This window comes from Flavobacterium kochi, assembly GCF_048286715.1.
In the GTDB taxonomy this organism is placed as follows: domain Bacteria; phylum Bacteroidota; class Bacteroidia; order Flavobacteriales; family Flavobacteriaceae; genus Flavobacterium.
This window is the reverse complement of sequence record NZ_JBLVPW010000012.1, coordinates 42,329-64,715: the sequence shown is the minus strand read 5'-3', so window position 1 is coordinate 64,715 and position 22,387 is coordinate 42,329. Positions and strand designations below refer to the sequence as shown.

9 protein-coding genes are annotated in these 22,387 nt (G+C 38.3%); all 9 read right to left on the bottom strand.

Going from position 1 to position 22,387, the window contains the following annotated elements:
• Window positions 1–52: 52 nt before the first annotated feature.
• The 9 genes from ACNQGH_RS12140 to ACNQGH_RS12100 all read right to left on the bottom strand — a co-directional run bounded on the left by ACNQGH_RS12140 (window position 53) and on the right by ACNQGH_RS12100 (window position 22,367).
• Entirely contained in the window at window positions 53–2,089 is a 2,037-nt protein-coding gene (locus ACNQGH_RS12140; RefSeq protein ID WP_417956277.1) for a RagB/SusD family nutrient uptake outer membrane protein, read from the bottom strand.
• Window positions 2,090–2,116: 27 nt separating this feature from the next.
• On the bottom strand, window positions 2,117–5,332 hold the full coding sequence (locus tag ACNQGH_RS12135; RefSeq protein WP_417956276.1) for a SusC/RagA family TonB-linked outer membrane protein: 3,216 nt from the start codon (window positions 5,330–5,332) through the stop codon (window positions 2,117–2,119).
• Window positions 5,333–6,233: 901 nt separating this feature from the next.
• Window positions 6,234–8,258 (bottom strand): aceric acid hydrolase, encoded by a 2,025-nt coding sequence (locus ACNQGH_RS12130; protein WP_417956275.1) that lies wholly within the window; start codon window positions 8,256–8,258, stop codon window positions 6,234–6,236.
• A gap of 12 nt (window positions 8,259–8,270) precedes the next feature.
• The gene (locus tag ACNQGH_RS12125) at window positions 8,271–10,730 is read right to left on the bottom strand and encodes a pectate lyase family protein (protein ID WP_417956274.1); all 2,460 of its coding nucleotides are present in this window, start codon (window positions 10,728–10,730) and stop codon (window positions 8,271–8,273) included.
• Window positions 10,731–10,744: 14 nt separating this feature from the next.
• A complete protein-coding gene (locus ACNQGH_RS12120; RefSeq protein ID WP_417956273.1) occupies window positions 10,745–13,078 on the bottom strand; it encodes a DUF5703 domain-containing protein in 2,334 nt (777 codons plus the stop codon).
• Between the two features lie 37 nt (window positions 13,079–13,115).
• Window positions 13,116–14,549 carry a sialate O-acetylesterase gene (locus ACNQGH_RS12115; RefSeq protein WP_417956272.1) on the bottom strand — a complete coding sequence of 478 codons (1,434 nt, stop codon included), beginning with the start codon at window positions 14,547–14,549 and terminating at the stop codon, window positions 13,116–13,118.
• Entirely contained in the window at window positions 14,546–17,962 is a 3,417-nt protein-coding gene (locus ACNQGH_RS12110; protein ID WP_417956271.1) for a glycosyl hydrolase, read from the bottom strand. Before ACNQGH_RS12110 ends, ACNQGH_RS12115 begins: the two co-directional genes overlap by 4 nt.
• A 5-nt stretch (window positions 17,963–17,967) precedes the next feature.
• Window positions 17,968–21,258 carry a glycoside hydrolase family 2 TIM barrel-domain containing protein gene (locus tag ACNQGH_RS12105; RefSeq protein ID WP_417956270.1) on the bottom strand — a complete coding sequence of 1,097 codons (3,291 nt, stop codon included), beginning with the start codon at window positions 21,256–21,258 and terminating at the stop codon, window positions 17,968–17,970.
• On the bottom strand, window positions 21,258–22,367 hold the full coding sequence (locus ACNQGH_RS12100; RefSeq protein WP_417956269.1) for a glycoside hydrolase family protein: 1,110 nt from the start codon (window positions 22,365–22,367) through the stop codon (window positions 21,258–21,260). Before ACNQGH_RS12100 ends, ACNQGH_RS12105 begins: the two co-directional genes overlap by 1 nt.
• Between the last annotated feature and the right edge of the window lie 20 nt (window positions 22,368–22,387).

Here is a 22,387-nt window from a genome sequence, read left to right as displayed (position 1 = left end):
CGTATTTACCTGAATTATAAGATACAGGCAAATACGCTATTGATTTTATTTGTTATTTAAGCGGATCAAATGAACCACCCCAACCTTGTGTTTGTTGTAAATAAGGCGCTGAATTCAATAACTCTTGAGTAATACCAAAATAATAATATTCTTTGTACCAAATAAATTTCCAGCCCGCAGTAGTAGGATCCAAATTATCTCTTTCAACAATTTCGAAATAATTAGTATACAGATAATCTATATAGGCATCAAAATTCGGGATTACTGTTCCAGGATTTTTTCCTGTTGCCGGGATCGTATATGGAAATGAAGGAGGATCTCTGTTAACTATTAACGCAACTGATGCAGCATTTGGTAAAAAAGGATCAACCGTTCCTACATACCTGCTTCCAGCCGTATTTTTAGCTAAAATATAATATCCTGTTCTTCTGGTACCGTTAAGCGGAGCCACTCCTAATCTCGTTGTTGTTCCTGCAGTATTATCAAAAAGCTTCCAACGTCTTAGATCATAAAAACGTTTTCCTTCGTAAGCAAATTCTATTTTTCTCTCATTAAGAACGGCAGTGAAATGTTGATTTCTAGTCGATACATTAGCCAAACCATAATGACCGTCTCCTAAAAGAACACCCGCACGGCTTCTAATAGATTCTATTAAAGTTTTACCTTCAGCTAATTTATTAATCCCAATAGCCGATTCAGCTAAATTTAATACTACTTCGGCAAAACGCATTTCCATAAAATCAGTTCCACTAAAAGCAAAACCACTAGCATTACTTGCAGTTGGTGCGGTAGCCTTACTCAAATAGATCGCACTTGAATTACCTCCCAAAGTTTCTGTAAAGGTATTTGGAGTAGCAGATGCTGCTCCGGTCTTTGTCCAACCATACGTCCATTGTTTAAAAGTAGTCTTTTCAGAATACCCCCAAGTCGCACCATTGTAGGCATATGTTTTATAAAACCTTGGATCTCTGTTCTTGTAAAACAACGCTGCATTATAGGGATAAGTTACCGATGCACTAGTGATACTATTACCATCTGCCATTGGAAACGCATCCACAATTTGTTTAGTAGGAGATATAGAACCCGCGCCACCTATTTCTTTTGAACGACACGCTTTTTCCCATCCATTGTTTCGCTTAGTTTGATCCGTCACTGAATTATTAAACCCGTAAGCAATAACTGCTTCAGGATTATCAACTTCTTTAAACCACATATCACCCCAGGCTTTACCATTAGCAGCACCACCAGTAGTAAAAAGACCGAAACCATTGGTTTCTAAAAGTGTTTTTGCAGCTAAATTAGCATCGTAGGCACGTTGCCAACGTTGTGTATCATCAGCAGGATTAAAAAGAGGACTTGCCCAAGTCAACAATACACGCCCTTTGAAAGCCGCGGCAGCACCACTTGTAATTCTACCCCAATCTGAAGCAGGCCATTTTCCAGGCAACAAAGTTTGGGCTTTATCCAAATCAATAACGATTTGCTCAATACATTCTGATGTAGCACTTCTGGCAATTTGACTGTCTGCAGCGACATCTAAAATCGGATTTTGCGCGGTTAAAACCAACGGAACACCACCATACAATTTCACCATATCATAATATTGCCAAGCTCTCCAAAAATACAACTGTCCTTTCAGTTGATTTTTTGTAGCCTCATCTATTCCGGTATATTTATCAACCTCAGTCAGGAAAATATTAATTTGTCTCAGTCTGGTCCATGTATTATTTGCAATACTGGAACCTAATCTAGTCCCTAAATAAGGAAGACAATGAGCGTTAGCAGGTGATATTGATGCCCAAACCTTATTAAAATTAGTTTCACCCGCAAGTTCTTCCGTTGTTTTACTAAAAGTGTCACTACCGGCTGCAGCAAGATCCCAGGTCATGGCAGCAGCATTATCTGAAGGCAGAATAGATTTATAAATATAATCTACATAAGCTTTAGCTAATGACGGATCCTGAAAGACCTGTTCATTAACTCCACCAAAATCTTCTTTCTCAGCAAGAAAGTCATCATTACAACTTACTAAAGAAAACGTCGTCAAGATCGTAAACAACCCTATCGTTTTTATATTTTTAATTTTCATAATTTTAATTTTTTTATTGATCACTAATTAGAATCCAACATTAACTCCCAAAGAAATTGTACGTAACGTAGGATAAACATCATAAGCCCCATTAGGATTTTTATAACTAAAAGGATTATAAAGATTAAACGGATTCAATGCTATTAAATTTAATTTACAAGTACTTAAATGCATGGCATTTAACGCTTTTTCTGAGAACGCATACGCTAACGATATATTTCGACATTCCATGCGGAAAGCGTTTACTTGCCAAAAAGTTGACGTTGGAGTTAAATTAATAGCCTCAAAAGCAGGATTTGGCATCGTGCCCTCTGGATTAAGAATTGGATCATAAATATTATTCCAAATCACAGGTCTATTAACCGTATTGGTATTAATACTACTTTTTAAAGGTTTTCTGGTCGCACTATCAATTTCAGAGAATCCGCCTCCAAAAGAAGCACCAACTACCGCATTCAGACTAAATCCTTTATAACCTAGTTTTAAGGTAGTTCCTGCGCCATATTTAGGTGATTTTCTTTTAGCCAATTGAACCTGGTCATTGACATCTATAATCCCGTCTGGAGCTGCAAACTGTCCATTTCCTAAATAGGCACCTCTAACATCTCTATAATAAAGAGTTCCTGGTCTAAGATTTGCAGCTGTTGTACCAAAAACTGAAACAATGTGATTATCGTTTACATAAGCTGTAACCTCGTCCTGCGTTTTGAACATCCCCAGGTAATCATATCCCCAAACTCCATTATCAGTAGACTGACCTGGTCTGGCATTCCAAGGAAGCAAGATATCAGCAGCATTAAAATTACCCTGAATCATTTTGTTATCTGACCACCCAAAACGAACATCTATACCGTAATTAAAATCTTGTCCAATTTTATCATTCCAGCCTGCTTCAAATTCATATCCAAAGAAATCAGCTTTCCCAAAATTTTCGGAAGCCACAGTTCCTCCCACGGTAAAAGGTACATTCCCGGTACGTTCCATAAGTATATCAGTACCTATATTGTAAAATGAATCTATCCCTAAAGACAATCTATTGTTTAAAAACTTAGCTTCTATACCAAAATCCGTTTTTAACTCGTTACTCCATGTTCCGTTAGGATTAGGAGACGCCTCCATTTTCATACCTGTAGTTGCGGCCGTATTGGTAGTCCCGCCAAAAACACCGCCCTGACCATTTTGGAACGTATATCTTTGTCTCCACAACCAAGCTTTGGTATCGTCTTTCCCGACCTTTCCAATCGAATACCTTACCTTTAGAAAATCGACAACATCAGATTTGAAAAAATCTTCTTTTGATATAACCCATCCTGCAGACAAGTTAAAAAAGTTACCCCAATAATTTCCGGGAGCAAACTTAGTAGAAGCATCCGATCTGTAAAGAAATTCAGCTAAGTATTTATCTCCATACGAATAATTTACTCTTCCTATATAACCTAATGAACCGGACTGATTTCTCTCAGTACTACCATCTACTGCACCAAAAGCAGATCCAAATTGACCATTAGTAGCAGCTATTGGACTTCCCTTAAAAACAACTTCTTTACTGCCTTCCGCCTCTGATCTTTCGATAGCAAACAAACCACTAATACTATGCTTCCCAAAATTACGGCTGTAAGATGTATTTAAATTATATTGTTGTGATAAAGAACTAGAGTTATCAAAATACAAACGGTCTCCATTTGTATAGAATTTACTGCTCTTTAAGATGGCATTGTCGTCATAAATATGACCATTAGTTCCTGTACCAGCATATTGATACAGGGTATAACCTGTTCCTACTTGCGTACCTCTACCATGACCCATGTTACGGGCATAAGCTCCCCTAATACTCAACCCCTTTATAAAAGGAACTGTATATTCAGCATACATATTTAATGTCATTGTACTGGCATTAGTAGTCGCTAAATTACCCAAACGTTGAATTTCTCCATAGTGATATCGGGTTGTAGCATCGTTGTTCCCTAAAGGCTCCACTGCATTTCCATTAATATATTGAGGAATATAAGGCAAATCGGTCAGCAACGTCAGATAATCATTTTCTTCCGTTTCACCTCCAATTTTGTTAAAAGTCTTTGTCTTATCGGAATAGAAACCAGACACTTGTAAACCTGCCTTAAAACTACTGGACAAATTAACATCAACACCCGCTCTAAAGGTCCATTTATTATAATCTAACGTCCCTAAATTACCATCTTGTTTATAATAGGAAGCTCCTGCAAAATAAGTAGCATTGTCAGTCCCTCCACTAGCATTTATGTTATGACGCATATTATAGGAAGGCTTCCATTCATCATCCAAAGTATTATAATTTATTGTTTTGAAAAATTCAAGCTCATCAGGAGAAAAGAATTTATTTGGATCCGTAGCGGTTGCATTAGTCCCATTCACCCCATTCATTGTATTGATATATCGCCCAAAATCATTAGCATTCATCATTTTTGTACGATAGGTCTCGTCATTGACACCATAAGAACCACTATACGTAAATTTAGTAGGCCCTTTTTTACCTCTTTTAGTAGTTACTAAAACGACCCCTTGAGCAGATCTCGCGCCATAAACGGCTGCCGAACCATCTTTCAGAAACGAAATGCTTTCTACCTCTGAAGAATCTAAATTATCAAACAAAGTACTGTCGTTCTTTCCTTGAGGATCTATTTGCAAAACCCCATCGATTACATATAATGGACTATCATTTCCTCCATCTTTTGATAAGGTTAAAGGATTACGGATTTTTAAAGTTGATTTATTTCCTGGTCTTGAAGATCCCCCCGAAACTCCAACACCCAAAACACGTCCTGCCAAGGCTACTCCTAAATCCCCAACTGGAAGATCCGCTATTTCACTCATTTTAATAGTTTCAATAGCACCTGTCAGATGCGCTTTCTTCTGTGTTCCGTAACCTACAACGACTACGTTTTCCAATTCCGATGCATCCTCTTTCATCTTCACATCGATGACAGCGTCGTTGCCAACTGTTTTTTCCAATCTATCCATTCCGATATAAGCAAATGAAAGAACATCTCCCTTTTTCGCGTTTATAGCATAGCGTCCGTTAGCGTCCGTAACCACTCCATTTTTTGTTCCTTTTACATTTACATTTACTCCAAGAATCGCTTCTCCTGCGTAATCGATTACGCTACCAGTTACGATTTTTTCTTGGTCGGTTTTTTGCGCAAAGCTCGAAAAACTCATTAGTGCAAACAAAATTAAACCACATCTCTTTGCGATTGTTTGTTTCATAAGTGCTTTTTTAATTAATTAGTTAATAGTTAGTTAGTTAATAAAAAACAACTTTCTGAGGTGATTAAAATTACGGAAAAAATCTATTAATTAATGTTAAATTTCCACGTAATCGTTAAGTGTCAAAAAGACATTTATTATTCATGGCCCAAATATATAATCTTAAAACATTGCAACTGTCCTGTACTGTCCTGCCTTAATGCTATTATGCGATAAAAAATGTAGTAAATAAATCATATTGACAAAAAATAGACGAATAAAATATACTAAACAAAAAAAATAAAGAATTAGTTTGCGCATTATTCGGTGCTCCTACCTGCATTTCAAAGAGAAATAAGAAACAGAGTCAGTAGGTTTCATACGCTGTTTACTTCGTAAAAGCGATAGTGGCAGTTTCGGAACTCAAACTGGTAAAACATCATTTTTTCAATTCGGATTCTCAATAAAAATAATTAGAAAAAAGTATAGTCATATAAATCAAAAGAAATGCAAACCTCGTGATATCATGGACTTACCGGAGGATGATATTCAAAAAAACTGATTCCTAAAAGCACAGAAAGTTATCAACAAAAAGACCTGACAACATTCAAAGTGGCTGTTACAGCACTTCCGATTTTTAAGTATGAAATAGTATTTTGAGCAGTGTTTACTTCTTTTTTTAAAACTGGGTTCTCTTTCAATTTATTCACTCCTGCAGTATGCTATAGGACGGCATCGATTTCATTTATTAAAAAGACATAATTATAATTGCTTTTACAATTTTATCAAAAAACACATTCGCAAAACAGCATTTTTTTTTCGTAAAAAAGTAAATTCTTACAACTGGGCTTCATCGTATTTTGATATGCTACTATAAAAACCAGCGGTAAGAATCATTGATGATAAACTAGTCACACTTAGATTAATGCGACATCCAAACCGCCATCTCTCCTTTTTTATGGTTCCCCCAGGCAAAATAGGGGATTAATTTCATCTTATACTGCTTCGCCTCTTTTTGAGAAAAGGGCCTGTACAGTCTTTTTTCCCAGGAAGTGTCCTGATTAATTAAGGAATTGACAGTAATGGTGAGCAATTTTCTATTATCCAATTCAATAAAATCAGTACTAAACGGAGCATCTATCTTTAAGACCACATCATTTACACTCGTATTTTCAGGCAGCTGATCCGATTCCAAACAATACACCATTGGACCGCGCTTTACAGCGATCTGGTTCTTAACTTCCTCCACAAGAGGATTGGCTTCCATTAATTCAACCGGCATTGGCAGGTTAAGCTCAATAATATCTCCCTTTTTCCATTGCTGAACTATTTTCATATACGTACCCGAAACAGCATCCTTTTCAATGGTTTTTCCATTAACTGAAAGGGTAGCTCCCTTGCTCCATCCTGGTATTCTTAAGAAAAAAGCATAACTTTCTTTTGGTGCTTTTACTATTTTCAATGCAATTTTACCATCCCACGGATAGTTTGTTTGCTGTTCCACCTGAATTTGTTCTCCGTTTTCTGTAGTTGTCTTCAACTGATTACTGCCATATAAATTCACATACAATCCGTCCTTAGAAAGATTATACGCATAATTACTTACCTCGGCAATCGTACGGGTAACATTGGGAGCACAACAATTAGACAAAGCGATATACCCTTCCCGTTCTTTGCTCCATCGCTGTTTAAAAGGCAATTTTGCAGAAACATTTAGCGGATTATTATAAAAGAACTTTTTCCCCTCAAGACTTATTCCCGATAAAACACTGTTATAAAGCGCCAACTCTACAATATCAGCATATTTTGCATCTCCTGTAATTTGCAACATCCGCCAGTTCCATAAAACATTGCCTATGTTTGCACATGTTTCAGTGTGGGCTGTGGCGTTGGGCAATTGAAATGGGCGTCCGTACGCTTGATGTATTTTCTGCACTTCTGCAGGATTATAAGATGTCCCATCCGGAGAAACTCCATCATATAAAGCTCCGCAGGCACCTGTGATATACATTTTTCGATACACGACATCATCCCATATCGATTTTAGATTATCCAACAGTTTTTTTTCTCCGGTTTCAGCATATAAATCGGCAACACCCGCATACAAATAATTAGCTCTTACTGCATGTCCCATTGCGGTAGTCTGATCCCGAAAAGGAATCCTGTCCTGATTATCATCGGTACCATCGCTTGTAGTTCCTCTAATAGTAATTAAATTATTGGCAAGTTCCAGATATCTTGGATCTTTTACCGTACGGTACATTTCCACAATTCCCATATAATGGGAAGGACAAATAGCATTACGGGCTAGTTCAGGTGATGCTTTCTTATAGAAATCATACAAATAATCAGCCACTCCGGTAGCAATTTTTAAAAAATTGGTTTTTCCTGTAGTGCGGTAATGAATACAGGCTGCAGTCATCAAATGACCCATATTGTACTTTTCAAAACCCAACTGTTTCTTGAGCTCTTCGGGACCTAAAGTCCCCCATCGCTCTTCTATTAAAACAGGAGTATGCAGGTATCCGTCCTGACGCTGTACTTTAGCAATTAAGGCAATGGCTTTATCCATTTCTGTCGCTAATTTTGGGTCTTTAGTTACCGCAAATGTAGCTGCCATTGCTTCAAAAACCTTGTAAAAATCACCATCATGAAACGAAGGCCCACTAAACTTCCCTTTCATCAAACCGGCCGCAATTTCAAAATTTTTATAGGCATGGGTAATGGAATCATTATGATACAAATCCCACATATATGGCAGGGTATTTTTTGTTTCAACATCAAATTGTTCTTTCCAGAAACCATTAGTCCATTTCACATCCTGCAAATCCAAACTTTGCAATTTGGAATAAGGACTGTTCGCATTGGCAACCAGTCCCCTATCCTGTGCTGAAATAAAAGCAGTAAAAAAGAGTCCTGCGAACACTAGCGCTATATTTGTTTTCATCTTTACAACGTATTATTTTACAGCTAGGTTTACCATCCGACTCATCGTATCTCCATCTGCATCCTTTACCGTTATTCTAAAAGACGCCAATCCTTTTTGAGCAGCTTTAAATTGAATTGCAGCACCCTTTACAGTAGCTGTTCCATTTTTAATATCAGTAACAGTATATACTGGTCTTTTTGTATATCCTTTAAAAAATGATACCGCTGAAAGTTCTTTTAGTTCTCCTTCTTTAATAAAATAGTGTGGTTTTGCCATCCAATCCAAGTATTCTTCTAATTGGGTGAAGCCATCTTTATCGGTATCAGAATTCGTTTCCGAAAAATCACCTTTAGATGATTTAGCATTTAAACCCTGTACTTCTTCCCACCAATTAGGCAATCCATCATGATCGGTATCCCAATCTGAAGGACGTTCTTCGCTTAAAAATACTGGCCATCCTCCTGCATCGTCTTGCGTATCTATCATACCTCCCAGACCACTTTTGCTTCCTTTAAAATGATAGCCACCATCCAAAGTTTCCTGAACAATACGAATATCATGTTTGTCGAAAAAAGGCTCATTCGCACCAACATCCGAAAGTACGTCTTTATAGGCAGCTTTAGCACTTTGAGTATTTACGTATGATTCAAAAAATGGTTTGTCAACATAGGTTTCATAATTGACTTTCTCATTATGCGATATGGTACTGGTTCTTCCTTTTTGCTGATTTTTTTCGTCAAAATAACCTGGCATAAGATTTCCTTTAAAATAATATTGTTGTTTTCCTTTACCTACACCCTCATGTTGTGCATTCAATGCATAGAAAAAAACAGTAGAAGCACCCGGTTTGTAATAATTATTCACGAAATTAACCTCATTGGCGCCGCCATCAGTAGTACGATGCCCCCAATTGTAAACCACATTATTTCTTATATCCAATTTTCCTGAATAATACCCGTCCCCATTTAGTCCACCACCAATACTCCAGTTACGTCCATAATTATGTGCCAACAAATTATGGTGAAAACTACCCACATCACCTCCAATAGTTGCAGCATATCCGTGCATTTTACCTGCTGGATATTTATCATGTCCTGCAACATTTAAAGCTTCAGAAATTAACGTACGCTGTAGCGTAATGTTGTGCGCCCCTCTCGAACTAAAAGATTCATCAATAGTCCAGCTAATGGAACAGTGGTCAATAATACTGTGATTGGCACCCGTAAGCCCCATTCCGTCATAAGTTGTTCCTCCACCAATTCGAACTTTTAAAAATCGGACAACGCCATCATTTCCGGTCAATCCAATAGGTGCTCTGGTAATCGTAATCCCTTCTCCCGGAGCTGTTTGCCCTGCAATGGTGATGTAAGGATTATTTACCACTAATCTTGATGCTAACTTTATATTTCCAGATACATTAAAAACTATAGTTCTTGGTCCACTATCTTGATTGACCGCATCACGCAAACTCCCGGGACCACTATCATTCAAATTGGTTACTTCGATAACTTTTCCGCCTCTGCCCCCAATGGCAAAACGACCATACCCTTCGGCTCCTGGAAAGGCTAATTGTGAAGGTCTGAATGACCAGACCGTTCCTAATGTTGTATTACCTTTGGCATCAACCTCATCCACGCGCCAATAATAAGTAGTCCCGCTGTACAAATCAGCAAGCGAATAGTTATTTTCGGTTAATTTCCCTTTAAATTCAGTCGATTTTTCAGTTGCTTCCGAAACTGCTTTTTTATCTGTTCCATAATACAATTTGTGGGCAACAGCATCTTTTGACGATTGCCAATTCAGCATAAAATTTTTATCAATTACAACATGTTCATTTGCATTTTCGGGCTTTGGAGTATGTGATTGTTGCTTCAAATTTGGCGTATCTATTTCAAATCCGTTAATCACCATTTGTTGGATAAAACTATCAGACTTGGAATCCAATTCAAAACGAATAACTACATCCTTGTCCGCTTCAGCATTAAATATCAGATACGCAGTAGCTGCCTCAATTGTGGAATTTACCCTATTACTTGGTAGTACCGTTCCCGCCAACTTATCATTTACATAAATTTTTACTGGCGAGAAGGTCTTCCCCTCGATTTTATCAAAGGTATTGTGAAAAGTAAGCAGCGAGTGTTGCCCTTCTTTAAGTCCGTGTATAACCAATTCTAAATTTTCTGCGGTAGCCAAACCATCACTCGCTAATTTGCTGTAAAACGGTGCATTCATTCCCACTTTGTACCATTTTGAATTAAAATTGCCTTTCAATTTAAACGTTACTTTATTAAAAGTTTTCTCGGCTTCTTTTTGTTCGCTTATCGGCCAGGAATTGTAACTGGTATCATTCACTTCTTCGACTCTTCGTTGCGAGAAATCAAAGTCAACTTTTACAATTTGTTTTTCTGTTACTTTCTTTGCTGTCTGGCAATGCATATTTGTAGCTAAAACAGCTGACAATGCAAGGCAGGTTACTAACTTCTTCATCATTTTTTTATATAGATTTAATTCAAATTTATTTTTTCTTCAACCGACAGATTCAACAGATTTATAATATCTTTTTTTCTTTCTTCAGGCACTACTTTTAAAATCTTCACTATTCCATTTTGAAGTTCGGCTTCAACCGTAGTATTCTGAGTGGCATGCAATTTGAAATGCACATTCCAATCTTTGGGCCAAGCCGGAAAAATATATATTTTTCCATTTGCTTCCTGCAATAGCATTTCCTGCATGCCAATCATGCCGGAGCCTCCCCAGTTATGATCCGGAACCCAATCAAAACCTGGCCCCCAAAAGGCAGGAAATCTACGACCAGAATTGGCCATTTTTAACACCGTATATTTTGCTGCCTGGTCAGTCAATCCTAATCGTGCTGCAAAAATATTATCCTGTTTCCAACCTATATGGCTTCTGAATTTAATCGCATCCGTATCATAATTCCACGTATTCAAAGCAGTTTGCAAATCGGGTTTTCCTATTCCGTAAATTCCCCAAGGATATGCAGGATACAATTGTGGCACTTCAGAATTATTAATTCGTTCCCATGATTTGGCTGGAGCCAATGTCCTATGCCCATTGAATTCTCTAAAATTCAAAGGAGGAATTCGTGTTTGAAAACTTTTCAAATAATCTGAGTCTTCCTTTGACAGTTCTGCTGAAGAAAGGTTTAATAGTCGCTCTGTAATTATTTTCAAAGCGGAAATAGTGCTGTTAGCATTATAGGCCATTTTATAGGTTTCGGCACCCGAACCTGGATAAAGAATCAAATGACCATTTATATCCAATGCTTTCCGTCCTCTTTCTTTAGCCAAGTATTGGTAATGCTCATCAAAAAAACGAAGACAGCTTATAATGAATGGATTGTATTTTTGAATAGCTTCATTTGCAAACTCTTTTTGCTGCAACATCATTTGGCAGAACTCGAATACCGTATCCCATTCGTATTCCAGCCAGGCATTGTATTCCATTCCCGGATCATAAGTCGCAGGGCGTTTCCATTCGTACTCCGCAGGATTAGGTAATCCAAAGTTTTCTAATTGCTCGGTAAATGCCGCTCCGCCGTGTTTCCAGTATACCTGAGAACGTAATTCAGCATTTTTTTGCAAATTCAAATAATAATCCAACTGGGATTTCATCATATCAAAATCACCACTTTTCACCATTGGAAAATAAACCAAACGTTGATTTTGAGCCGTCATGGTTCCTCCTCCCCAATTTCTAAAATCAGGTGTGAAATCTAAAGTCGGATCTGTAAAAACCGGATCAACGGTAAAGAGCCCCCCATTAAACTTAGTAGGGTATTTGCCATAAGCATTGCAACCCAACATGTACCTAAATAACTGATAATTCTGACCGGTCTGATAAACGGAATCTTTCTGAATCGAATTGCTTTTCTGGACATAAATAAAACTGCGTTCCCAGAAATTATTCCACCAGGAAACCGTACGTTTCTCCGCTTTATTCCCGCTCCCTTTATCATCAGAAATTTGATTTCTCAAACCGGTATTCCATGAAGATGGGTTTGCAGATTGATTCGTATATAAATAAATCTTAAGCTGATGTTTTTTTGAAGGCTTTACACTTGAAAGTCGAAATCCTTTAAAATCGGTATTCTGATATTTTCCCAAATACGTTTCTTCCGGTTTCATATCAAGGCCTTGCATATAGCCTCCAAAAGTGAGATCCCCAAGCGGGTTCATCATCTGATCTTTTACAGATTCCATTTGTTGCTGTTTTACCGCAACATCAAAAACCGTCTGTTTGCGGTTGCTGTGATAAAACTGCACACCGTTTCCTTCAAAAGAAATGGAATCTTTATAGGTTACAATTGCTCCCTGAGGAGCCCATTTATAGGAATTTGCATTATTTGCTTTTCCTTTCACTTCTCTGTTAACATAGCGCCAGCTTTCATAAGAGGCTTTCATTTTTAAAGGGATGTCACTACTCAGGTCCAGATGAATGACGGGCTTAAAAACATCGACCCAAAGTTTGATACGGGTATTATTTTGGGCAATTTTAATACAGCCGTCTTTCAATACCAATTCCTGATGAAACCCTTCATTAGCAGCAAAGGGATTAGGCGTCAACGTTACTTTTACACGTCCCAGTTTAAGAAAAGTATTGTGCTCATCAAAGGTTCCGCTACGAGAAATATAGAAATAGAGATCGCCCTTTTCCACCCACACATTCAAACCAATATCACCACCACCTAATGGCATGGATTCTGAACAATTGCTGCTTTGCGTGTTCCAAATGGGATTGTAATTTGCCAGCACAGGAATTTGCGCTTTGGTAAAAAGCGTACTAAAAAGCAATAGAAAAAGCGTTGTGTATCTCATCTTAAAATTTCAATCAATCTTTATCTTACTATTACCATTACCATTCATCTGTCCTGAAAGACGAAACGGGTAATCCTCCCACGCTAAAAAGTTCCGCCTTGGTAAAATCCCTGAACAAATAACGAACTGCTATTGGTTTCGCCACTTTATCCGAAGTTAACACTACCGATTTCCTGCGAACTTCTGCTTTGGCAGGATAAAAAACTTTGTCTTCTCCGGCAATTTCAAAGCCAGTCACTTCTTTTCCGTACGCTGTAATTCCGTTCGGCGCGTCATCAAAAGAGACCGTTACGGAGCCACCCACAATTTCCATACCTTTAAATTTGGGACTCTCAAATTCAAAGCCTTCTATTCCATAGGTTTTGGCCAAAGCCAAATACGCTAATCTACTCCCTCCCTTTTCTTTGTCAACCGGATGAATATTATTTTCTTCCCCTACATCCATCAAAACCGCCATCGCCGCATTTGAGATTGCTGTCGAAGCTTTCAATTGCGCTTCTCTCAAATAAGCTGAATTGTATTTTTCCAAATTATCTTTCGGGTGAAACGAAGCATAATTAAATGGTGCTATCTGTGCATAATAAAAAGGGAAATCGCCTTGGTTCCATAAACCCCTCCAACTGCCAACCATCTTTTTAAACAAGTCTTTGTATTGCGCAGCTCTTTCATAATTAGATTCCCCCTGATACCAAATACAGCCTTTAATTCCATAACCGATGACCGGCGAAAGCATCCCGTTAAATAAAGTCGTCGCCACACGATTAGGGTCTTTTGCAAGATCCTCTTTCGTTTTTGGAATTTTCACGCCCTCAAAATCTTTCAACATTTCCTGATTCATCCAGGCTTCCATGCTGGAACCACCATAAGACACGTGAATCAATCCCACCGGAACCTTTAATACTTCTTGTAAAAGCGAACCAAAATACCAAGCCGTTGCACTAAAATTAGCCGTAGATTTAGGAGAAGCAGTTTCCCATTTACCTTCAAAATCATCTAATGGCTCTAACACTGTAGCTCTGGGTATCGTTATTAAACGAATATTGAAATTGGTAGACCTGACAATTACTTCATTCCCGTTTTTAACCGGCTGACCGGGAAAACCTTTTAACGGCATTTCCATATTGGACTGACCCGAACACAACCAAACTTCGCCAATAAGTACATTTTTCACCGCTATTTTTTCGGTTCCCTGATTCACTTCGATAGTAAATGGGCCTCCTGCAACCGGAGTTTGTAATACCACCTTCCATTTTCCTTTAGTATCCGCTTTGGTTTTATAGGTTTTTGAATCCCAGGAAGTTTTTACCGTAACGCTTTCATTTGGATTCGACCAGCCCCACATAGGTGCATTAGCCTTCTGCTGCAGCATCATATTATCCGAAAACAGCGCTGGTAATTTGATTTTTGCATTCATTTGAACACTTCCTAAAATCAAAAAAATTGCAATAATACTGTTCCTAAAATTTATCATTTTTTTTCTGTTTTTTCTTTTACTATTGTAACCGGACCCAACAAACCTGCTTTAAGCGGTTCCTTTCCTTCTAGTCTAAAAGGAGCCGTTGTCCAGGTTAATCTTTCTTCCTTTGGCAACTTTTGATCGCCCATTAATCGATTTGCCCACGTATTGGTAATTTTTATACTGACTGTGTTTTTTCCTTTCTTAAGTGCCTCAGAAATATCCACTCTATACGGATACGTCCAAAGTGTGCCGCAATCTTTTCCATTGACACTTACCTCAGCTATGTTGGCAATGGTCCCTAAATCCAACCAAATTTTATCTTTGGTTTTCCCTTTCCAAATCAATTCCTTTTGATACGTTGCCGTTCCTGAATAATACTTAATACTGTCGTTAGCCGAAATACTCCAGTCAAAAAGAACATTGGTCTTCACTGCCTTCTTCGGACCATGAAATGCAGGGTCAAATTGTAATTCCCAATTTTCATCTACCGTTTGCAATACTTCAAAATCAGACCCATTTTGATTTCCTTTAGCACTTATGCCTTTTGTTATAACTTTAAAAACAACAAAACCAGATTCATTAGCCTCTAGTACTAACGGAATTATAGTGCGCCCATTTTCTTCTTTCCAACTGGTCAACACAGCTGTTTTATCAGTAACCGGGTTGTACCAGACCGGCATTTTTCCACTAACTCGAAACGAAGCTTCCAGTTGTCTTTTTTCTTCCTTTTGATTCGAAATGAAATAAATTTCTTCGGTCGAGGTATGGCGGTGTGTCCAGGCAAAAGTTTCCGAATCGGCTCTTTTTAATTTAGGGAAATAAAGGTCTTGTTGGATTCCAATTGATGCAAAATCATTTCCTAAATAAGGCAGTTTAATTACGGTCCCTTCTCCGATTTTCCATGAAGTTGAATTGGATTTGTTGTTCCAAATCTCATCCACTACGTGTTGCCAGCTTTTGTAATCCGCATCCGAATGCATTCCTGGTTGTACATTTGGTTTTTCATCAATAAAAACGGTTGCTCCCTGTTTTACCAGTTCCAATATTTTTTTGGCTACAGCCAAAGAAATCATCCTATTGGGAGCCATTTTATGACTTCCCGGAAATAGCAACGCACCATAGGAAATTCCGTCCGAAACAACCACTTTTCCATTTATTACTTTGGTATTATTTAATAATACGTCTGCATTAAAAGAATCGTATTGGTACCCATTCATGGCATTTATCCATTGCGATAAATCGGTGATGTTTTTTGAGTAAGTAACTTCTTTAGGCATTTTAGCTGTAGGCTGTCCTTCATTGGCCAATCGAATCGCTTCACTTGCCACTCTTTCCTGACCAAAAATATTAGGAATAAAAGGCAACAATCGATCTGGAAGCACTGAACGGGAAGGAAAATCTTCTCCAATAAAAATAGCCAAATCAATCACCGGTTTCCCTTTTTGCAACTGAAACTGAACTCTCTGACAATAATCTACCCAAGCTTTTCCCGGTTTCCACCACGTTTGGTCTCTTTGAAAATAAGAACCCACTCCGTCTAAAGTCATTCCTGGTTTTCTATCAGTCCATGGATTATGTACAAATACATGATAGAAAAATCGGTTTATTCCGAGCGCATAATTTCGATCTGCCAATGTTTTCAAATTCCCGGGATGTTCGTCCCAATCCATTCGCAATTCGGTAAAAGCTTCGGCTTGAATAATATCTTTTCCATAAATATGCCCGCCAGAAATAGCATCCAGCATATCGTTGGGTTTATCGTGAGTAGGACTTCGCAGCCAAAATTCGCCACTTGGATAATCCACGTATTTAAAATGCAATAAGGCATCACTCACCATAGTTGGCGCCACATTTTCGGAACTAAATTTCACGTTCGCTTTTTTGGCTTCTTCGGCAATGGTACCGAAAAAATTATCCGCGATTAAATCCGCAATAGTTTTTCGTACATCATATAGTATCTTTTCAGAAATTTCGGCACTTTCGATTGGAATTCCTGCCATTACCGGCAAATAATCAACCAGATCATAGCCTCTTCTTTTTGAAAATTCGGCTTGAAAAACCGGTGACCAATTTTGACTGCCACATTCCCAACTATCAATATGGAGTATTTTAATCACCTTCGATGCCAATTCCGGACCAGCGGTACGAATGGCTTCGCCAAACCAATGATCTAATTGAAAACGAATCGTTTCCGGATTAAACTTATCTACTTCCAGTCCTTTTCCTGCTCCACCAGTGGCATTCATGTGACCCGTGGAAGTATGTCCCATACGTATTATCTTCCATTTCCCTTTTGGCGCAAGCCAGGTAAGATTTCCATTTGCGTCCAAAAATTTTGAAATGGTAATCATTTTCGATTTTGAAACACAGTCGCTATTGGGAACCTGAATGGCGGTAGTTTGAGGACTGACACGCCAAATCGCTCCTGACTTTCCTTCAAAATTATCAATAAGGGATTGATTGGAAAGTATAATGCCGCTCACTTTTAAATTCTGTTTCCATTTGGCTGCATCCAAATCTTCTGAACCAGGTTCGGTCCCGCTTGGGTCATACACCAATCTGAAGTATTTCGCCGTTACCGGTTGTATCGTATGAGTGTAAGGAGCGTCTGTATCTTGCCAGCCGTGGCGTGGCGCAATCATCCTTTCATGGAATTTAAAATGAACTCCATCATTGCTGACTTCGACGATTAATCGTTGTGCCTGATGATTATTGCCTTTGGTTGTTATTAAAATTGATTTGCAGGTAAACGGTTTTTCAAATTCATATTGAATCCATCCTTTTTCATCTAACTTAAAATTTCCTTCCTTCTTCGAATCGGCCAGAAAAGACACGTCCGTGTTTCCCAAAGAAGACGTTACTTTAGGTAGTTGTTCCTGCGAGGTAACCTCCATTTCTTGGACCGGAATTGCGAAAGTCGCTATATCTTTATAATAGCCTTCATAATTAGGCGGAACCGGTAATTTTATATGAATGGTAGCCCCTCCATTAACGGGAGTGGTTGACCACACTACCTTTTGCATCGATAGTTCAGAAGTTATCCAGGGACCTCCGGCAACCGCAAAGCCATCGGCGGCATGAAAAGCAATTTTCAATCCCAAACGATCGGCTTCGGTTATTGCAAATTTTACCATATCCCACCACGCTGCACTCAATTGCAAAATTGGCGGATCTAGCAATGGCGGATCTGTCGGACCTTTGATTGACATTAAATAAGCACCCGCTATTCCTGCTTGTTTCATTGCTTCTAAATCAGCTGTGATTCCTTTTTTGGAATAAGCACTCTGCATCCAATACCAATACACCCATGGCTTCGAAGATGCTGCCGTAGGCTCAAACAACGCTTTCTCACCCTTAAGAGGCTCTTGCGCTGCCGCCAGTCCGGCGATAAGTAATACAAACCAAATGCAATTTTTACGGAACATTGTAATCAATATTTAAATTTTTTCAAGTTTTGATCCAATCCATTTTTCGATGAAGCAAAAGGGATTAAATAAAAACTATAATTATAATCCCCTGAAGGAATTTGATATTTTTCCATTGGTTGGGCGACCGGAGACCAACTGTCATTTCCGCCAACACCCATTTGAATTAAATCAATATTCACAGTCAAAAAGCCCGGATCTTTTAAGTCAAAAGTATGGGTAGACTCACTTAAATTTTCCTGGGTGTACGGCCATGCACTCATACTCATTACTTTAGCATCGCTAACAACCAGTACGCCTTCATTTTTTTTAGCAGTTGTAAAAGCCATCCATCTTACCTCAGTCCTATTACCATTTTCCTGCGGTTTTACATAAGGTTCTATAAATTGATTAATAGGTAAAGAATATTTTTCTACCGTAAATCCAAAACTTCGGTCACTGTAATTTTCTAACTCCCCTTTACCGTACCATGAAATTTGATCCAACTTCCTTTGCACTCCCATTTGCATTCCTATTTTCGGAATATTTGGTAACTTTTTAGAAGCCTGTAAACGGTAATCTACCTTTATAACGCCATCTGGATTAATACTATAAACTACCCGTACCTGCGCACTATCTTTTATAACTTCATAGTCACTGCTAATTGTAATGACAGTATTTGACTTATCTATTGCGATCTTAGTCAATTTTGGTTTAGCTTTATACCATGGCTTCAAAACCTTATGTGACTTCCATCCCCTGCGGTCATTATCAGTAAGCGGTCTAACAAAATTAGGGAGTAATGGAGCAAAAATCTGCTCCTCACCATTGAAAATATAAGAATTAAGTGCACCATTCACTTTGCTGATTTTGATATCAAAAGATTTTCCTTTGATTTTAAATTCAGATTCAGATTCAGCAACATCAGCCTTATCTGTACTTTTCTTTGTAGAATCATAAGAAACGACGTCCGCCTTTTTTAGTAAAAATTGATCTGTAGCGACGGGATATCCTTTTGAGGCCCATGCTGCATCTTGTGAAAGCTGAAATTCGATATTTAAAAAGTATTCTGCCTCCTTTTTCATTTTTGGCAAATAAGTCCTTACATCCAAAACCGTCGACTGGCCCGCTTCTAATTTAAAAGGTTGTAATTTTTGCACTTTTATAACATTCCCATTTTCCAAAATTGTAATTACCGGAAGGTACCCTGCTAAAGAATTTGTTGCCTGACGATTTTTAATTTCAAGTTGAAAACCCTCCCCTAGACTACTGATTACAGGCTGATAGATCCATTTATTTTCATACATCGAAGCTTTTGGCCTTCCATTAGAATCAACCAAACCTTTAGTATTGAAATTACCGTCATGGTATTTTTCACCAAAATCACCACCATGAGCAAAATATTCCTGACCTGATCGTAAATCGGTTTTTAACAGTCCCTGATCTTTAAATTCCCAAATACATCCTCCGATAACTCGTGGAAGAGAACGAAATTCATCCCATAATTCTTTTAAGTTCCCTACTGAATTTCCCATAGCATGTGAATATTCCACAAAAATAATAGGACGGGTATCTTTCTTTTGATCAACCAAAAATTTAGGCGTAAAAACCCCAGGATAAAATCGGCTGACCATATCCACATAAGGCTCATCTTGAGGGTTTTCAAATCGATAGGCATGATCTATCGTTTTAGGATACTTTGGATCGAGCGGATCTATATAACCCTCCAATCTGGGATTTCCCTGTGCCGGTTCATAATGTACCGGGCGTGTAATATCAAAATCATGTACCCATCCAGCCATAGCAGCGTGATTAGGCCCTTTCCCTCCTTCGTTCCCCAAACTCCAAAAAACAACAGACGGATGATTTTTATCTCGATAGACCATTCGGGTCATACGCTCTAAATACGCATTCGTCCATTTTGGATCGTTACTTAATTTTCCGCCAATACCGTGGGTTTCCTGATTAGCCTCATCCATTACCATGATCCCGTATTGATCACATAAATCATAAAAATAAGGATCATTTGGATAATGACTGGTACGAATCAAATTGAAATTAAATTTCTTAATCGTTGTAATATCTTCTTTAATGTCTTCTCTTGTCAAGGCTTTCCCTCGAATAGGATTATGGTCGTGACGATTGATACCATACACATAAGTCTCTTTTCCGTTGATGAGCATTTTGCCATTCTCTTTAGAAAATTCGACGGAACGAAATCCTACTTTGCAGGATTTAACTTCGGTAATATTCCCATTTGGATCTTTTAATGTCATCACCAAAGTATAGAGATTTGGCACTTCTGAGCTCCATTTTAAAGGATTTTTGATCGTCTCTTTAAACATTCCAAATCGCACATTATCCAAACGAGGATAACTTTCGTTTATCATATCAATGACGGGTTTTTGCAATGGTTCTTTGAATAAAGGCACATTGTCTGCATCATATAATTGTGCCTGAAAGGTATAATCCTTTATTTTTATGCCGGTCAGATTTTCTACTTTTGGGCGCAATTGAAACACCGCATCTTTGTACTCTTTATCTAACTTGGTTTGATAAAAGAAATCCTGAATACGTAATTTTGGCTCGGCCATAATAAAAACTTCCCGCTGAATTCCGCTGACACGCCAGTGATCCTGATCTTCCAGATACGAGCCATCAGCCCAACGAATAACCTGTACAGAAACTACATTCTCCCCTTCTTTTAAATAAGGTGTAATATCAAATTCGGACGGAAGACAACTATCTTCTCCGTACCCTAGAAATTCTCCGTTTAACCACACTTGAAAGCCAGAACTTACGCCGCCAAAATGCAAAGTCACGGTCATATCCTTCCAGTTTTCCGGAACCGTAAAACTGCGCTGATAGGAGCCAACACCGTTGTAATCTTTAGGAATAAAAGGAGGATTTATGGGTCTAAACGGATAAACCGCACTTTTATAAATAGGATTATCATAGCCTTTTAGTTCCCAGTTGGAAGGCACTTCAATGGTATCCCAACCGGATACTTTCCCTTTATAGAAATCTTTCGAAGCTTCTTTGAGATTCACTGCATATTTAAAATCCCATGCTCCGTTAAGCATTTGAAGTCGGCTCTTTGTTCGGTCTCCTTTTAGCGCATCCTCAACATTGGTATACGAATACCCCGTTGCTCTGGAAGGCTGTCTGTTAATACTTGTAACGGTTGGGTCTTCCCAAGGGGCAAACTCATATTTTTTGTGTAATTCCGGAATTCCCGCCGGCTCACCCGTAACGGATTGCGCCTGCATGCCACAAAGACCAGACAGGAGAAAAAATAGTAGGCTAACTTTATTCATTATTTCTTATCTATTGCAACAAATGTCATTTCACTTTTACCTAAATCCTTTGAAGTTGCCACTGCAATTCCTCTCTGTTCTCCTTTATTCACCGCACAATAGAAGTGGTATACAATTCCGTCGTGTTTTACGACAAACGATTTATGGGCAAATAAATCATCATAAGGTTCCGATGATTTGATCAGGTCTTCCCCTTTCCAATCGTTCCAGTGAATTAAATCGTTGGAAACAGCAAAACGGTTGAAAGCTCCCGGTTTCCAAAAAGCACCAAAATAAAACATCACCCAAGTATTATTGATACGCTGAATGTAAGGATCTCCCGTAATTCCTTTATGATTATTAAGCAATGGATTTTTTCCAAAACGTTTCCAGTTTTTCATATCATCTGAAACCGCCATTCCAATTCTTTCAGCGCCATGGGCAGGCTTAAGGCTATCACCACGGGCATTGTAGTACATAATAAAATTATGTCCTGTTACTTTCGCTTTATCTCTGATTACTGTGTTTTTATACATCGTACTATTATCCCACCAACTCACATCAACATCCTTTGGACTCAGAACTGGCTTGTCTAATCGCTCAAATTCATGGGCCTTCGTAGGTGATTCTTTTGAATAAGCCATCCCGATAGACAATACTCCAGCTTCATACCCTTTGCTGTCTCCTCCAAAATAACTCATCCAATATTTATCATCATACTTTTCCCATTCATAGCTTCCGCCCCAAGTCGGGTCCTGTAATGAAATATATCCCGCTTTTTGATTCACATCCCAGTGGGTTTCATTTTCAGAAAAAGACAATACTTTTCCTAAGTGTTTCCAATGCAGCAAATCATCGCTTTCGGCCAGCCAGGTTTCATACCCTCTGCCTCCATAAATTAAATAGGTCATAAACCATTTACCCTCTTTCCTGAATACACTTGGGCAGTCCATTTTATAGGAGTTGTCCGTTGGCACCATTACAAGTCCATATTTATAAGGCGTTTTTATTTCATTATAAATCTCCTGCATGACACTATCGGTGATTTCTCTTTTCTTAAATTTTGTCGCGCAACTGGCTATCAACAAAGCGGCTATTCCAATAACGAGATATTTCATTGTGTTTTTCATTTTCTAAACTTTATTCTTAA

Excerpts from the sequence above, each read along its gene's own strand:
- ACNQGH_RS12140 (WP_417956277.1), bottom strand. The coding sequence starts at position 2,089 with ATGAAAATTAAAAATATAAAAACGATAGGGTTGTTTACGATCTTGACG.
- ACNQGH_RS12135 (WP_417956276.1), bottom strand. The coding sequence starts at position 5,332 with ATGAAACAAACAATCGCAAAGAGATGTGGTTTAATTTTGTTTGCACTA.
- ACNQGH_RS12130 (WP_417956275.1), bottom strand. The coding sequence starts at position 8,258 with ATGAAAACAAATATAGCGCTAGTGTTCGCAGGACTCTTTTTTACTGCT.
- ACNQGH_RS12125 (WP_417956274.1), bottom strand. The coding sequence starts at position 10,730 with ATGATGAAGAAGTTAGTAACCTGCCTTGCATTGTCAGCTGTTTTAGCT.
- ACNQGH_RS12120 (WP_417956273.1), bottom strand. The coding sequence starts at position 13,078 with ATGAGATACACAACGCTTTTTCTATTGCTTTTTAGTACGCTTTTTACC.
- ACNQGH_RS12115 (WP_417956272.1), bottom strand. The coding sequence starts at position 14,549 with ATGATAAATTTTAGGAACAGTATTATTGCAATTTTTTTGATTTTAGGA.
- ACNQGH_RS12110 (WP_417956271.1), bottom strand. The coding sequence starts at position 17,962 with ATGTTCCGTAAAAATTGCATTTGGTTTGTATTACTTATCGCCGGACTG.
- ACNQGH_RS12105 (WP_417956270.1), bottom strand. The coding sequence starts at position 21,258 with ATGAATAAAGTTAGCCTACTATTTTTTCTCCTGTCTGGTCTTTGTGGC.
- ACNQGH_RS12100 (WP_417956269.1), bottom strand. The coding sequence starts at position 22,367 with ATGAAAAACACAATGAAATATCTCGTTATTGGAATAGCCGCTTTGTTG.